Source organism: Mesobacillus sp. QJM3NY_10 (assembly GCF_056173465.1).
The window spans coordinates 3568498-3583890 of sequence record NZ_CM149675.1 but is presented as its reverse complement, the minus strand read 5'-3'; the positions used below and the strand labels follow the sequence as shown (position 1 = coordinate 3583890).

The window sequence follows — 15393 nt, the reverse complement described above, 5'->3', positions numbered from 1 at the left end:
TGTGAGAAAACCGAGCGAATTATTGTGCATACGCCGTGAAATCAAGAAGGAATCCGGCAGAAATAGCGTTGACACGTGGCAAATCCGATGAATTCCGCGATAATGGCGGACATTCCCGCGAAATTCTCTGAGAATCCCGCGAAAAACACATATAATTCCGCGAAAAGTTGCTACAATTCCGCGAACTGGAAAAAACAGCTCGTTTTTTCCAGGAAAATCGCCCTAAACCCTCGCGATCTTCTTCGCTTTTTCAGTATTGGCAAAATGCAGCTTAACGAATTCTGGCAATACATCTATACCTTTATCGAGGATCAGCCTTGCAGCCGCTTTATCAACAGCCGCACCAGCACCTTTTGGAATCGTGAATCCTGCTCGTTTGCTGAGGTTCTCGATATGGCGGACAAAGGCGTACCGCGCAATCATCGACGCTGCAGCCACTCCCAGGTGAATTCCTTCTGCTTTTGTGCTGAACAGAACGTTTTCCCTGATAATCTTCTTTTGACCTTTCAAATGGGCGTAATAAATCTGCTCTTTTGCAAATTCATCGATCAAAATAGCTTCAGGTTTTTCAGGTGCGATTTTTTCAAGAACATGATGGATCGCCTGGTTATGCAGCAGAGCTTTCAGCTTTCCCTGCGACATGCCTTTCATTTGCATTTGGTTGTACTTTTCATTATGCAGTGTCAGCAGGCTGTGCGGCAAAAAGGTTACGAGCTGCTTGGCGATTTCGATGATTTTATCATCCTTGAGATTCTTTGAATCCTGGACACCGAGCTCCTTCAATACGGGTATATCCTGCCGCCTGACATAGGCTGCGACGACTGTGATCGGGCCGAAATAGTCGCCAGTTCCCACTTCATCAGAACCGATGATGGAAATCTCGCCAATATTCTTTGGCAGATGGGAGCCAGGAGTTGGTGCAGCCGCTTTTTTAGCAGATGGCATCAGTGCCGTTCCCCACCTGGCTGCCTCGGCCTCCCCATCTTTTCCCTGGAACAATACTTTTCCTGATTTATAAGCAGTGATTGCACAGGAAGGTGTTTTGGCGGCAAAAACGCTGCCAGGCGGAAGCTTATCAATAAGAAACTTACTGTAATACTCTTTCATCTTTTTGACTTCTTCCGGACTTTTCTGAAGGACACTATTTCCCATTGCTCTACACTCCCTGTTTTACATTTTCACAGTTAGACATTTTCTTCCAAAAATCATACAGATCTGACAGGCAAATACTTCCCAGCCTTTTACGTTCATGTTATAGTATAAAATAGGATTCTTATGAATGGGGGCATAAATGTTGTCAGACACAAAAAAAAATAAGTCGACTGTCGATATATACGGACAGCAATATACGATCGTCGGCACAGAAAGCACCAGCCATATCCGGCTCATTGCCTCGATGGTAGACGATAAAATGCGTGAGATCGGCTCAGCGAATCCTTCACTTGATACTAGTAAATTAGCTGTATTAACTGCTGTGAATGCCGTTAATGATTACATAAAAATGAAAGATCGTGTTGAATCGCTCGAAGCGGAAATTAAAAGGTTAAAGGACTGAAAAATGCATGCTTGATCTTGCTGTATTAGCTATTTTGCTTATTGGCTTCATTGTAGGATTGAAGAGGGGGTTCATCCTGCAAACCATTCATTTGGCTGGATTCATCGCAGCCTTCATCGTTGCGTACATATATTATGACCAGTTGGCGCCAAAGCTGACTCTATGGATTCCATATCCGAATCTTGGCAGCAATGCGACGTTGAATCTTCTATTTGAGAATGCCAATTTAGAAGATGCATATTATCGGGCGATTGCATTTGCAGCTATCTTCTTCGCAGTAAAAATCCTGCTTCAAATCATCGGTTCGATGCTCGATTTTGTAGCTCACCTTCCAATCCTGAAGCAGTTGAACGTTTGGGCAGGAGGGTTCCTTGGCTTTGTTGAAGTTTACCTGCTTTTATTTATTGTTCTCTACATTGCTGCTTTACTGCCAATCCAGGCGATCCAGGGACCACTGAACGATTCAATTCTAGCCGAAAATATCATAAAAAATACCCCAGTATTTTCCCAGCAAATTAAACAACTTTGGATTGAATACGTGGCTGCATAACTTCTCTGTTGCGGAGAAGTTTTTTCTTTTTTTAACGATATCTCATGATTCTATCGAGTGTAAGGCTGGAAAAGCAGCAACACTCAAAACTATAAACACAGCACTTATTCAGGCTGTTTATAACTCATCATCATAATATTTTTTCATTTAATTTCACAGTGGGACTTGTTTTCTATAAAATAGAAGACAATGACTACGTCCGGCTAAGACGGTCGAGAATTTTAAAGGCAGGTGGACATCATGTCTGTTAATAAAAAAGATATCGTACAATTACTTGAAACGATCGCTATATATATGGAATTAAAAGGTGAAAATCCATTCAAGGTCTCTGCGTTCCGAAAGGCTGCAGCGGCTCTTGAGGGAGATGAGCGCAGCATGTCAGAAATGGGCGAGTTGACTGAACTCAAAGGAATCGGCAAAGGCACAGCCGGAGTCATCCAGGAATTCATGGAGACAGGGCAATCAACTGAGCTGAAAGAATTGCAGGAAGAAGTACCGAGCGGGCTGATCCCACTCTTGCAGCTGCCGGGAATGGGCGGGAAAAAGATTGCCAAGCTTTACAAGGAGCTGGGAGTAGAAAGTATCCACGACCTGGAGGAAGCTGCGAAGTCAGGGAAAATTCGTGATCTTGCAGGCTTTGGCAAAAAGAGCGAAGAAAAGATTCTTGCGGCAATTGAAAACTTTGGCACAAGGCCAGATAGACTGCCGCTAGCATACATGCTCCCGGTTGCAGAATTAATTGAATCATATCTTCAAAAGATAGAGGAAATCGAACAATTTTCAAAAGCAGGAAGCTTGCGCAGGATGAGAGAGACGATCAAGGATCTGGATTTTATCATTGCTTCAAAAAATCCGGCGGCGGTGAAGGACGAGCTGGTCAAACTGCCGAACATAAAAGAAATAATTGCAGCAGGAGATACGAAGGTTTCTGTCACACTTGGTCTCGATTATGATGTGAACGTGGACTTCCGCCTTGTTGATCCTGAAGAATTTGCAACTGCGCTCCATCACTTCACTGGTTCAAAAGACCATAATGTAAGAATGCGGCAGCTCGCGAAGGAAAAAGGAGAAAAGATCAGCGAATACGGTGTAGAGAATGTAGAAACAGGTGAAGTCACCACATTCAAATCGGAAGAAGAATTTTATCAGTATTTCGGCCTTCCTTTCATTCCGCCTGAGTTAAGGGAAGACGGCTCTGAAGTCGAATTATATAAAGAAGACTTGAAACTCATCACTCTGGAAGCCATTAAAGGCGATCTTCATATGCATTCAACGTGGAGCGATGGCGGCCATTCAATCGAGGAGATGGCAAGGGAATGTATCGCGAGAGGCTATAAATACATGGCGATCACAGACCATTCCCAGTATTTGAAGGTAGCGAACGGTCTGACGCCGGAACGCCTGCGGAAGCAAATGGAAGAAGTGAAGGAACTGAACAAGAAATTCGATGATTTCACGATTTTGACAGGAATTGAAATGGATATTTTACCGGATGGTACATTGGATTTTGACGATGATTTTCTTGCAGACCTCGACTTGGTCATTGCATCGATCCATTCTTCTTTCTCCCAGCCAACCGAAAAAATCATGAATCGTTTGAAGACTGCTCTGGTAAATGCTCATGTTGATATCATCGCACATCCAACTGGCAGGCTGATCGGCCGTCGTGAGGGATATTCAGTTGATATCGATATGCTGATCGAGCTGGCCAAAGAAACGAATACAGCTCTTGAATTGAACGCCAATCCCAACAGACTTGATCTGGCATCAGAATATTTAAGGAAAGCACAGGATAAAGGCGTTAAGCTTGTCATCAATACAGACGCGCATAAAGTGGATACGCTAGAGCATATGGATATAGGCGTAACAGCCGCCAGACAAGGCTGGATCAAGGAATCATCCGTCCTGAATGCTATGGATTTGAACGGATTGCTAGATTTCCTGCATGGCCGTAATTAATAAAGGGTCTTTTTAAAAAAGATGATAAAGAATTCTCTTGGAGAAATGTCTAGCTCCAGCGCCTAGCCCCTCGAGTCGCTTCGGTTCGCCCAATGAAGTCAAAGAACGACTTCACTGATCGGCTCTCCAGCGCTTGTCGGGGCTGATCAAGGCGCTTCCGCTTTTCTAGAGAAGGAGGAAATTTTTGTGCAGCAGCGAGTTTTGAAAACACTTGAATTTGATAAAATCAGGAACCAGTTGATTGAACACGCATCATCTTCATTAGGACGGGAAAAAGCAATTGCGTTGATGCCTTCCGTTGATTTTTCGGAAGTATCCCGTTTACAGGAAGAGACAGATGAAGCAGCCAAGGTTCTAAGACTTAAAGGAAATGTACCATTAGGCGGTATTCATGATATAAGGCCGCATGTAAAAAGGGCGCAAATCGGCGGCATGCTCAGTCCAAGTGAACTAGTTCAGGTGGCAAGCACTGTCCATGCCAGCAGACAGATGAAGCGATTTGTCGATGATTTGCAGGAAGTTACCGAGGTTCCTATCTTACTGAGCTATACAGAGGGAATCATCGTCCTTGCGAATTTGGAAGAATCGATCAGAAACGCGATCGATGAAGGCGGCGAGGTTCTTGATGGTGCAAGTGAAGCACTAAGGTCACTTCGACAGCAGATGCGCACGCGAGAAGCAAGAGTACGTGAAAAATTGGAAAGCATGATTCGCTCATCCAACGCCTCAAAAATGCTCTCGGATGCCATCATCACCATCAGGAACGATCGATTTGTCATTCCTGTAAAACAGGAATATCGCTCGCATTATGGCGGGATCATCCATGATCAAAGTTCTTCCGGGCAGACTCTGTTCATTGAGCCGCAATCTGTTGTCCAGTTGAATAATGAACTTCAGAGCATCCGGGTAAAAGAGCAGCAGGAAATCGAAAGAATCCTTTCAGAGCTTTCAGCACTTACCGCCGACCATCATGATGAGCTATTGCAAATCGTCAGCATTATGGGCGAGCTTGATTTCATGTTTGCGAAGGCGCGATATGGAAGTAAAATCAAGGGGTCAAAACCGATTGTCAATGATGAGGGCCGGATCAATCTTTTCCAGGCAAGACACCCGCTGATCCCGATAGATGAAGTTGTTCCTAACAGTGTCACTTTAGGGAGTGATTATACGACGATTGTCATCACGGGGCCGAATACCGGGGGTAAAACCGTTACTTTGAAGACAGTCGGACTTTGTACGCTTATGGCCCAGGCAGGATTGCAGATTCCCGCACTTGACGGATCAGAAGTGGCTGTTTTTGGATCAGTTTATGCCGATATTGGTGACGAACAGTCGATCGAGCAAAGTTTGAGTACTTTTTCATCCCATATGGTCAATATCGTGGAAATCCTTGAAAAGGTTGACCACAATAGCCTTGTGCTATTTGATGAGCTTGGTGCCGGCACTGATCCTCAGGAAGGAGCAGCACTGGCAATCTCAATACTGGACGAAGTGTATCAGCTTGGAGCAAGAGTGATTGCGACAACCCACTATCCAGAGCTAAAGGCCTATGGATACAATCGGGAAGGCGTCACTAATGCCAGCGTAGAATTCGACGTGGAAACATTGAGCCCGACTTACAAACTATTGATTGGCGTACCAGGCCGAAGCAATGCCTTTGAAATTTCCAAGAGGTTAGGATTGAAAGAATCTGTCATTACTACAGCAAGATCCTATATCAGCGCGGACAGCAATGAGGTCGAAAACATGATTGCTTCCCTTGAGTCCAGCCGTAAGCAAGCGGAGAGAGACCGTGAAGAAGCACACCAGCTGATGAAAGATGCAGAACACCTGCATAAGGATTTGCAAAAGCAGATGGCAGAGTATTATCAGAAAAAAGAAGATCTGGCCGAAAAGGCAAAAGGAAAAGCTGCTTCAATCTTGGAAAAAGCAAAAGAAGAGGCGGAAGAAATCATCCGTGACCTTCGGAAGCTGCGTCTTGATAAAGGTGCCGAGATCAAAGAGCATGAATTGATCGACGCCAAAAGGCGCCTGAGCGAGGCGACACCTGAGCTCAACCAGGTGAAAAAAGGCGGAGGAAAAGCGAACCCTGCTAAACATGAGTTCAAGCCAGGGGATGAGGTCAAGGTTCTGACCTTTGATCAAAAAGGACATCTTGTTGAACGCGTTAGTGCTAAAGAATGGCAAGTACAGATTGGCATTCTCAAGATGAAAGTGAAAGAAACGGATATGGAATATATTAACTCTCCTAAGCCGGTAGAAACAAAACCATTAGCCATAGTGAAAGGCAAGGACTTCCACGTTGGACTGGAGCTTGACCTCAGGGGAGAGCGTTATGAAGATGCCCTCATGAGAGTAGAAAAATATATTGATGATGCCTTGCTTGCCGGCTACCCAAGAGTCAATATCATTCACGGAAAAGGAACCGGGGCATTGAGGCAGGGAGTCCAGGAATACCTCCGCAACCACCGGTCAGTCAAGAAAATAAGATTCGGAGATGCAGGTGAAGGCGGAACAGGCGTGACTGTAGTAGAATTCAAGTAGTAACGCATGCAAAATAATGCAATCCCCGTCACAACACTTTATAATAGGCAGTGGGGTAAAATCTTTTCAGGGAGAATGGATATGGATCATTTTTGGGAAAATGAATATATAGTTACAGCTGGTTATTATAGTGTATCGATTCTCTGCATCGTCGTATTTCTGGCTGTTTTTGAACTGGTGACAAAATACCGCAACTGGGAAGAAATCAAAAAAGGGAATATTTCCGTTGCGATGGCCACCGGCGGGAAAATCTTCGGTGTAGCCAATATATTCCGCTATTCCATCAATCAGCATGATTCGCTGCTCACGATGATCAGCTGGGGAGTTTTCGGTTTCGTCTTGCTTTTGATTGGGTACTTTATTTTTGAATTCCTGACACCCAAGTTCAATATCGATAAAGAAATAGAAAACGACAACCGCGCAGTCGGCCTGATATCCATGGTCATTTCTATCGGCCTGTCTTATATCATCGGAGCAGGAATTTAACAGGGGGATCTAAAAGATTGGAAAAACTGGCTAAAATATTGCTGATTCTATGTGGAGTATTCCTGTTAGTCGGCATTGTCTATATGATGTTTTTTGCATAATCGTTAAAGCCGCCTACTTGGCGGTTTTTTATTTTGCCCTGTTAAAGCCCCATTTTACCTCCAATCAAAATCAAATTGTAGAAAACTCAATTTTTATTTTTTATGCATTTTAGAAGAAATAGAAAGGTTAGATTCAGATAAAGTAGGGAGTTTGTCCCTATAAACCTCCAAAAAACTATTCTAATTGTCATAAAAAGACCATTATATTATAATGGGAGATAGAATTTTCAAAAAATTTTAAATAAGGAGGCAACAAGATGGAAGTAGAAAAGCCATGGCTGTCGCAATACCCTCCGGAAATTCCTGCTCATTTGGATCTTCAACAAGCAACGGTGCAGGACTATTTGAAGCAGACTGCTGAGAAATACCCAGATAAGGTGGGAATCCACTTTATGGGGAAAGAGTTGACGTATAAGCAAGTCTACAACTATGCGAAAAAACTGGCTGCCTATTTGCAAGACCTGGGAATTGAAAAAGGGGACAGGGTTGCGATCATGCTGCCGAACACTCCTCAGTCTATCATCAGTTACTATGCAATCCTGATGGCGGGGGGAATTGTCGTCCAAACCAACCCTCTGTATATGGAACGGGAGCTAGAATACCAGATGAAGGACTCTGGTGCGAAGGCAATCATCACACTCGACATTTTATTCCCAAGGGTCTCCAAGGTCATTGCAAACACGGATTTAGAGAATGTAATTGTAACCGCTATCAAGGACTATCTTCCTTTCCCTAAAAATCTTGTCTATCCATTCATCCAGAAAAAACAGTATGGCATCATCGTAAATGTGAAGCATGAAGGACAGAATCATCTTTTCACTGAAATTATGAAACAGCCTGCCGGTAAAATTAAAGAATACGATTATGATTTTGAAGAAGACTTGGCTTTATTACAATATACTGGCGGAACAACAGGATTTCCGAAAGGGGTTATGCTGACTCATAAAAACCTGATTGCGAATGCGGCGATGAGCAATGCCTGGCTGTATAAATGCAAAGAGGGCGAAGAAACAGTCCTGGGAATCCTGCCGTTTTTCCATGTGTACGGTATGACAGCCGTCCTGATTCTATCGGTGATGCAAGGGTCGAAAATGGTCCTATTGCCGAAGTTCGATCCTGAAACTACATTAAAGACAATTCAGAAGCAGAAGCCTACACTGTTTCCGGGAGCACCTACCATCTATATCGGTCTGCTGAATCATCCCGACCTGAAAAAATATGACCTATCGTCAATTGATTCCTGTATTAGCGGTTCAGCTCCACTGCCGGTCGAGGTACAGGAGAAATTCGAACAGATCACTGGAGGGAAGCTTGTTGAAGGGTATGGTCTAACTGAATCATCCCCAGTCACTCATGCGAATTTCCTTTGGGATAAAAAACGTGTGAAAGGGAGCATTGGTGTACCTTGGCCAGATACTGATTCTGTTGTCCTATCAATGGAAACCGGTGAACCGCTGCCTCCTGGAGAAGTTGGAGAAATAGCAGTCAAAGGGCCACAGGTAATGAAGGGATATTGGAACAGGCCCGAAGAAACAGAGCAAACACTTAAAGATGGCTGGCTGCTGACTGGCGACCTTGGATATATGGACGAGGAAGGATATTTCTACATTGTCGATCGGAAGAAGGACATGATCATTGCCGGAGGATTTAATATTTATCCGCGTGAAATAGAAGAAGTTCTTTATGAGCATCCAGCTGTTCAGGAAGTAGTGGCAGCAGGAATACCGGATCCTTATCGAGGTGAAACGGTAAAAGTATATATCGTTCTTAAAGAGGGTGCCCAAGCGACAGAAGAAGAACTGAATGAATATTGCCGCAAACATCTTGCTGCATATAAGGTGCCGAGACTATTTGAATTCAGGAAAGAACTTCCTAAAACCGCGGTAGGTAAAATTCTCAGAAGAGCATTAGTTGATGAAGAAAAAGCAAAGAATCAGGAAGACCAGCAGAAGCGCGCTTAACTTAGAAGCCGGCTCTCAATATCGGCTCTTTCTTTTTGATAAAGAAGGGTTGTCCAAATGAAACACATTTCCTTGACAGAAATGTGAGTGAATACTATTATAAAAATATGAATGATGATTCATTCAGTGAAAGTATTGCAGACAAAAATTCGTAAACGGGAGTGTGCCACTGTAGCATTTAATGCTTGTGCTTTTCCTGGAGCGGGAGTGAAAGAAATGAAGAAAAACAAGCCGAAATATATGCAAATAATTGACGCAGCAGTGGTCATTATCGCAGAAAACGGCTACCACCAGGCGCAGGTGTCTAAAATAGCAAAGCAGGCTGGAGTGGCTGATGGGACCATTTATTTGTATTTCAAGAATAAGGAAGACATACTGATTTCTCTGTTCCAGGAGAAAATGGGTTACTTCGTGGGAAGTATTGAAGAAAAAATTGCAGGAAAACAAACAGCAACAGAGAAATTATATATGTTGGTCGAAACGCATTTCAAGATTCTTTCAGATGACCGGCATCTTGCAATTGTAACCCAGCTGGAGCTAAGGCAGTCAAATAAGGATCTCCGGCATAAAATCAACGAGGTGCTTAAGGGCTACTTAATGCTGATCGACAAAATCATTTTGGAAGGCATAGAGAATGGAGAGTTTTCAAGCTCCCTGGATTTGCGTCTTGCAAGGCAGATGATTTTTGGTACAGTAGATGAAACTGCGACTTCATGGGTCATGAATGAACAGAAATACAATCTTACTGACCTGGCTAAAGCGGTACACCAGCTGCTGATCAACGGCTGCGGATACCATGGTGCCAAACCGGTCCTTTAATCTGGCCTTTCCAGTATTCTGGCTGCTTGATCTGCAAGGATATAGGAAAAGGCGCTTAAAAGGCATATTTCGCTAAAAGGTGTTATATTTGAATGCGAAATATGCCTTCATGTAAAAGGAGGGGAAAATGTGGAGTATCTCAAATGGTCTTCGGAGGACAGGATCGCAACAATCACGATTGCTCGTCCGCCGGCAAATGCCCTTGCATCCGGGCTGCTGAAAGAGATTTCAGGAGTATTGGATGAAATCGAAGGGAATGAAGAAATCAGGGTTGTTTTAATTCATGGTGAAGGAAGGTTCTTCTCAGCAGGAGCAGATATCAAGGAATTCACTACGATCAAAACAGGCGAAGATTTTGCTCAGCTTGCTGAGTACGGTCAGGACTTGTTCGAACGCATGGAGCATTTTCCAAAGCCTATTATCGCTGCCATCCATGGCGCGGCATTGGGCGGAGGACTTGAACTTGCGATGGCGTGCCACTTCCGCCTTGTAGCTGAAAACGCGAAATTGGGATTGCCAGAGCTGCAGCTTGGACTGATTCCAGGATTTGCAGGCAGCCAGCGTCTTCCGCGTTTTGTGGGTGTTGCTAGAGCGGCAGAGATGCTGTTTACGAGCGACCCAATCACAGGTGTGGAAGCAGTCCAATATGGATTGGCCAACCACGCTTATCCTGAAGAGCAGTTGCTTGAAAACGCATACAAGCTTGCTGGAAAAATTGCGAAAAAGAGTCCAGTTTCCATTGGTGCGGCTATTAAACTCTTGAACTATTCCAAGCACGAATCTTTCTACAAAGGAGTTAAGGAAGAAGCCAAGCTTTTCGGCGATGTCTTCCTGTCAGAGGATGGGCAGGAGGGAATCAAGGCATTCCTGGAAAAAAGGTCACCGGATTTTAAAGGCAGATAAGCAAACCTTTTAGCATCAAATTTTTTTATCATAAATTTTTCTAATCTTTAGAACAGCTAAAATGTTTGAATACTTAGGAGGGGAACAAATGAATATCTACGTTCTAATGAAAAGGACATTCGATACAGAAGAAAAAATCACGATCGCAAACGGCAAGATCAATGAAGATGGCGCTGAATTCATCATAAATCCTTATGATGAATATGCGATTGAGGAAGCAATCCAGGTGAGGGACGCTCAGGGCGGCGAAATTACTGTTGTCTCTGTTGGCAATGAAGAAACAGAAAAGCAACTGCGCACTGCTTTGGCTATGGGAGCAGACAAAGCTGTATTGATCAATATCGAGGATGACGTTGAAGATGGCGACCAGTTCACAACTGCGAAAATCCTTGCTGAATACCTGAAGGATAAGGAAGCTGACCTGATTCTTGGCGGAAATGTCGCAATCGATGGCGGATCAGGCCAGGTAGGACCTCGCGTTGCCGAACAGCTTGGAATGCCTTATGTAACAACGATTACTAAACTAGAAATCAATGGAACGACTGCTACTATTACTAGAGACGTAGAAGGGGATTCAGAAGTCATTGAGACAAGCCTTCCTGTTCTTGTAACTGCACAGCAAGGTCTGAATGAGCCTCGCTATCCATCTCTTCCAGGAATCATGAAAGCAAAGAAAAAGCCTCTTGATGAGCTTGAACTTGATGATCTTGATCTGGATGAGGACGATGTAGAAGCTAAGACAAAGACAATTGAAATTTATCTTCCTCCGCAAAAAGAGGCAGGAAAAGTCCTTCAAGGCGAACTAGCCGATCAGGTTAAGGAACTTGTCAACCTGCTTCATACTGAAGCAAAAGTCGTTTAAGACATATAGGAAGAATAAATACGCAGGAGGTAAATCAAATGGCGAGAAAAGTATTAGTATTGGGAGAAGCACGTGACGGACAACTTAGAAACGTTTCTTTCGAAGCGATTGCAGCTGCAAAAACAGTTGCTGAGGGCGGAGAAGTAGTAGGAGTATTGATCGGAGAGTCTGTAAATTCATTAGGACACGACCTATACCAGTATGGTGCTGACAAAGTTGTAGCAGTAGAAGATGCCAAGCTTTCACAATATACACCAGATGGGTATTCACAGGCTTTGATGGCTGTTATTGAAAAGGAAAATCCTAAAGGTATCATTTTTGGACATACATCACTTGGAAAAGACCTTGCTCCTAAAATCGCAAGCAAATTAGGTTCAGGCCTGATTTCTGATGCTGTAGCGGTTGAGGAAGCAGGCGGAAATCTTGTTTTCACTCGTCCAATCTATTCTGGTAAAGCCTTCGAAAAGAAGATTGTTACCGATGGACTAGTGTTTGCAACAATCCGTCCAAACAACATCGCTCCACTTGAAAAGGATGCAGGGAAATCCGGAGAGGTTTCTACTGTTTCTGCAGAAATCAAAGACCTGAGAACAATCATCAAGGATGTTGTCCGTAAGGCAACTGAAGGTGTAGACCTTTCTGAAGCCAAAGTTGTTGTTGCAGGCGGACGCGGAGTAAAGAGTGAAGAAGGCTTTGAGCCGCTTAAGGAACTTGCTGACGTTCTAGGTGGAGCTGTAGGAGCTTCACGTGGCGCATGTGACGCTGACTACTGTGACTACTCATTGCAAATCGGCCAGACAGGTAAAGTCGTAACTCCAGACTTATATATCGCTGCCGGTATTTCCGGAGCAATCCAGCACCTTGCAGGTATGTCCAACTCCAAGGTCATCGTAGCGATTAACAAAGATCCAGAAGCGAATATCTTTAAAGTCGCAGACTACGGTATCGTGGGCGATCTATTTGAAGTTATTCCAATGCTTACGGAAGAATTCAAGAAGCTTAAAGTCAACGCTTAATTATATACTTGAGTTTTAAAAAAACAGACGATACTCTCGTCTGTTTTTTTTTGTCTGTACATGGAATATCCACATGCAAAAAGGGTAAATTACAACAAGAGCAGATGAATAGCATCAATTGGTAAACGATGATATACTGACGTTAGTATTCAGATTTTTTTAGGAGGCATTTAAATGGCTATTACACATGCTACTGACGCAACTTTTGCTAACGAAACAGGATCAGGCCTAGTGCTTGTTGACTTTTGGGCACCTTGGTGCGGACCTTGTAAGATGATCGCTCCTGTGCTTGAAGAACTAGATTCAGAAATGGGCGACAAAGTGAAAATCGTGAAGCTTGATGTTGACGACAATCAGCAAACTGCTGCACAATACGGCATCATGAGCATCCCGACACTACTTGTACTTAAAGATGGTCAACCTGTTGACAAAGTAGTCGGTTTCCAACCAAAAGAAGCACTTGCAGGACGCCTGCAACAGCATATCTAAGCTATTATATGCTAGAATCCCCGTCTTCCATCGAAGGCGGGGATTTTTTTATTAAACACGCACTTATGTCGTCGTTTTGTTCCATAGTAAACAGGCCTTTATGTCGCGATGCCGGTGCTCATAAGGGTGCATTTAGCAGTTAAACAGGCCCTTATGTTGGGTTATCGGTGCTCATAAGGGTGCGTTTAGCAGTTAAACAGACCCTTATGTTGGGTTATCGGTGCTCATAAGGGTGCATTTAGCAGTTAAACAGGCCCTTATGTTGGGTTATCGGTGCTCATAAGGGTGCGTTTAGCAGTTAAACAGAACCTTATGTTGGGTTATCGGTGCTTATAAGGGTTCATTTAGAAAGCCAGTCTTGGTATCGTTCCTGCTTTTAGGAGTGCTGCAGAAATCCCGGGTGGCCTATCAACAAACACTTAACAAGTAAAAATCCTAGAATCCATACCCTTAAACTAGGGGGATCTTAAATTAGGTGTATGAATGGTATAAGTAATGGAAAAATAACTTTTCACAAGTTTGTCAAAGTTTTCTTACAAAGTTCGTTGACAGTGATAATCATTCTCGCCTATAATAACAAATGTCAATGAAAATCATTATCAATTATATATGAACAAAACATTACATAGGGGGATTTCAACGATGGACAAAAAGCACCTTAAAGTGATCTTTGCAAGTTTCTTAATGGCAAGTTCAGTACTAGCTGCATGTGGAGGAGACGAAACCGCTGAGAAGCCTGAAGAGAACAAGCAGGCAGAAACAGATAAAGAAACAGAAGATACAAAAACGGAAGAACCGAAAGAAGTGAACGTAGAAGATACGGATGCTGCCAAGCAGGCTGCTGCTTACGCTGATATGATGACAGAGCTTGTAAAAGCAAAAGAAGACCAGGAAGTCAATTGGGACACGGTCCAGGAGAAATATGATGCTGGCCTTCAACAAGACGTAGCTGAACTTACTCCAGAATTCGATCAAGCGATCCAGGCTGCGATTGCGGCAGGTAAAAATGGCGAAATGGAACCGATTATCGCTGTACAATTAATCGATAAGACAACTCAATCTTATTTCTATCAAAATCAAAAAGCGCTTCAAAAAGAAGCAGTTGCTGCTTTGAATGATGATAAAAAGGAAGATGCAAATCTTGCATTCGCACAAATCAAGCATCTGGCTGAAAAAGTTTTAATCCCAACAGCTGAAAAGCGCGACAACTACTACGAGCTTAGCGGAGATTCAAGCCTTGTTGAGAATATCAACTCAGGTTTATCCGCACAGGAAGAAGCACTGAACTCAGGAAACGCAGAAGACTTCCAGGTTTATCTTCAAGTAACAGATAAATCCATTTACAGAAGCTACTATCTAGCAGCAAAATCTTATGCTGAGAAAATTGAAGCAGGAGTAAAGGAAGGAAAAGATTCGAAAGAGTTATCTATCATGCAGGCTGAGGCATGGGGCTTCTATCAGGCGATCAAAGGATCAATTGGCGGTGGAGATGAAGCAGCAGCTGCCCAGTTAGACAAACTTTTCACGCTTAACACGACTGATCCTGCCACTATTAAAGCTGCAGAAACAAATGCATTATTCGCTAAAACAATTGCTGGTAAAATCAAAGGTTACTATGAAAAATCTCCGAAGCTGCTTGCTGAAGATAATGCGGTAGAAGCAAAAGTAGGCGCAATGGAAGGAAACATGTTCTTGAAAATGCTTCAGGGCCAAATGACCGAAAAATTAGGTGAAGAAAAAACACAAGCTGTCTTTGCTGATGCAGAGGCATGGTATAAAGCCATAGCGGAAAATAAGCCGGAAGATGCAAAAGCAAAAGGCGAAGCAGTAATGAATGCAGTAAATGGTTTGCTTTAAAAAGGGAGAGCCGCAGCGATGCGGCTCTGTTTTTACTTTCGAGATAAGAAAGTATAAGTTTTCACTTCGAGAATTGTCCAGCTCCAGCGCCTAGCCCCTCGAGGTCGCTTCGGTCCGCCCAATGAAGTCAAAGAGCGACTTCATCAGTCGGCCCTCCGAGGCACACGATGTGCTAGACCCGCCAGCCACAGGACGTGGCGCTTTAAGGCGGGCAGCGCTTGTCAGGGCTGACCAAGGCGCTTGCGCTTTTCATATAGAAGTAAATACTATGGTAAAATTGGCTTGTGCTAA

Annotated in this window: 13 protein-coding genes; 12 read left to right on the top strand and 1 reads right to left on the bottom strand. The window is 43.6% G+C overall.

Annotated features, from left to right (window positions below):
• Positions 1–222: 222 nt before the first annotated feature.
• Positions 223–1152, bottom strand: a complete 930-nt coding sequence (gene rnhC / locus AC0VX7_RS18050) for a ribonuclease HIII (protein ID WP_475425297.1) — start codon at positions 1150–1152, stop codon at positions 223–225.
• Between the two features lie 139 nt (positions 1153–1291).
• Between rnhC and zapA the strand changes: the two genes are divergently transcribed.
• The 12 genes from zapA (at position 1292) to AC0VX7_RS17990 (ending at position 15102) form a co-directional block, all read left to right on the top strand.
• Entirely contained in the window at positions 1292–1555 is a 264-nt protein-coding gene (gene zapA / locus AC0VX7_RS18045; RefSeq protein WP_371931994.1) for a cell division protein ZapA, read from the top strand.
• Positions 1556–1562: 7 nt separating this feature from the next.
• Positions 1563–2105 (top strand): CvpA family protein, encoded by a 543-nt coding sequence (locus tag AC0VX7_RS18040; protein WP_475425296.1) that lies wholly within the window; start codon positions 1563–1565, stop codon positions 2103–2105.
• Positions 2106–2345: 240 nt separating this feature from the next.
• Positions 2346–4064 carry a DNA polymerase/3'-5' exonuclease PolX gene (gene polX, locus AC0VX7_RS18035; RefSeq protein ID WP_475425295.1) on the top strand — a complete coding sequence of 573 codons (1719 nt, stop codon included), beginning with the start codon at positions 2346–2348 and terminating at the stop codon, positions 4062–4064.
• A 186-nt stretch (positions 4065–4250) separates the two neighbouring features.
• Complete coding sequence (locus AC0VX7_RS18030; RefSeq protein ID WP_475425294.1) at positions 4251–6608, top strand: endonuclease MutS2; 2358 nt, start codon at positions 4251–4253, stop codon at positions 6606–6608.
• A gap of 81 nt (positions 6609–6689) precedes the next feature.
• The gene (locus tag AC0VX7_RS18025) at positions 6690–7094 is read left to right on the top strand and encodes a DUF350 domain-containing protein (RefSeq protein ID WP_102263806.1); all 405 of its coding nucleotides are present in this window, start codon (positions 6690–6692) and stop codon (positions 7092–7094) included.
• A 358-nt stretch (positions 7095–7452) separates the two neighbouring features.
• The gene (locus AC0VX7_RS18020) at positions 7453–9156 is read left to right on the top strand and encodes a long-chain-fatty-acid--CoA ligase (RefSeq protein ID WP_475425293.1); all 1704 of its coding nucleotides are present in this window, start codon (positions 7453–7455) and stop codon (positions 9154–9156) included.
• A 216-nt stretch (positions 9157–9372) separates the two neighbouring features.
• Positions 9373–9975 (top strand): TetR/AcrR family transcriptional regulator, encoded by a 603-nt coding sequence (locus AC0VX7_RS18015; protein WP_041967571.1) that lies wholly within the window; start codon positions 9373–9375, stop codon positions 9973–9975.
• Positions 9976–10104: 129 nt separating this feature from the next.
• Positions 10105–10878 (top strand): enoyl-CoA hydratase, encoded by a 774-nt coding sequence (locus AC0VX7_RS18010; RefSeq protein ID WP_215037166.1) that lies wholly within the window; start codon positions 10105–10107, stop codon positions 10876–10878.
• A gap of 88 nt (positions 10879–10966) precedes the next feature.
• Positions 10967–11740 carry an electron transfer flavoprotein subunit beta/FixA family protein gene (locus tag AC0VX7_RS18005; protein ID WP_475425292.1) on the top strand — a complete coding sequence of 258 codons (774 nt, stop codon included), beginning with the start codon at positions 10967–10969 and terminating at the stop codon, positions 11738–11740.
• A gap of 38 nt (positions 11741–11778) precedes the next feature.
• Complete coding sequence (locus AC0VX7_RS18000; protein ID WP_475425291.1) at positions 11779–12756, top strand: electron transfer flavoprotein subunit alpha/FixB family protein; 978 nt, start codon at positions 11779–11781, stop codon at positions 12754–12756.
• Between the two features lie 174 nt (positions 12757–12930).
• Positions 12931–13245: a thioredoxin gene (gene trxA, locus AC0VX7_RS17995; RefSeq protein WP_023627075.1), complete on the top strand. Its 315-nt coding sequence runs from the start codon at positions 12931–12933 to the stop codon at positions 13243–13245.
• 642 nt (positions 13246–13887) lie between these two features.
• Positions 13888–15102: a hypothetical protein gene (locus tag AC0VX7_RS17990; protein WP_475425290.1), complete on the top strand. Its 1215-nt coding sequence runs from the start codon at positions 13888–13890 to the stop codon at positions 15100–15102.
• Positions 15103–15393: the final 291 nt, after the last annotated feature.

Bases quoted from the DNA above. Each gene is read 5' to 3' on its own strand.
- AC0VX7_RS18025 (WP_102263806.1), top strand. From the start codon at position 6,690: ATGGATCATTTTTGGGAAAATGAATATATAGTTACAGCTGGTTATTAT.
- AC0VX7_RS18000 (WP_475425291.1), top strand. From the start codon at position 11,779: ATGGCGAGAAAAGTATTAGTATTGGGAGAAGCACGTGACGGACAACTT.
- AC0VX7_RS18020 (WP_475425293.1), top strand. From the start codon at position 7,453: ATGGAAGTAGAAAAGCCATGGCTGTCGCAATACCCTCCGGAAATTCCT.
- AC0VX7_RS18005 (WP_475425292.1), top strand. From the start codon at position 10,967: ATGAATATCTACGTTCTAATGAAAAGGACATTCGATACAGAAGAAAAA.
- AC0VX7_RS18040 (WP_475425296.1), top strand. From the start codon at position 1,563: ATGCTTGATCTTGCTGTATTAGCTATTTTGCTTATTGGCTTCATTGTA.
- polX (WP_475425295.1), top strand. From the start codon at position 2,346: ATGTCTGTTAATAAAAAAGATATCGTACAATTACTTGAAACGATCGCT.
- AC0VX7_RS17990 (WP_475425290.1), top strand. From the start codon at position 13,888: ATGGACAAAAAGCACCTTAAAGTGATCTTTGCAAGTTTCTTAATGGCA.
- rnhC (WP_475425297.1), bottom strand. From the start codon at position 1,152: ATGGGAAATAGTGTCCTTCAGAAAAGTCCGGAAGAAGTCAAAAAGATG.
- trxA (WP_023627075.1), top strand. From the start codon at position 12,931: ATGGCTATTACACATGCTACTGACGCAACTTTTGCTAACGAAACAGGA.
- AC0VX7_RS18015 (WP_041967571.1), top strand. From the start codon at position 9,373: ATGAAGAAAAACAAGCCGAAATATATGCAAATAATTGACGCAGCAGTG.
- zapA (WP_371931994.1), top strand. From the start codon at position 1,292: ATGTTGTCAGACACAAAAAAAAATAAGTCGACTGTCGATATATACGGA.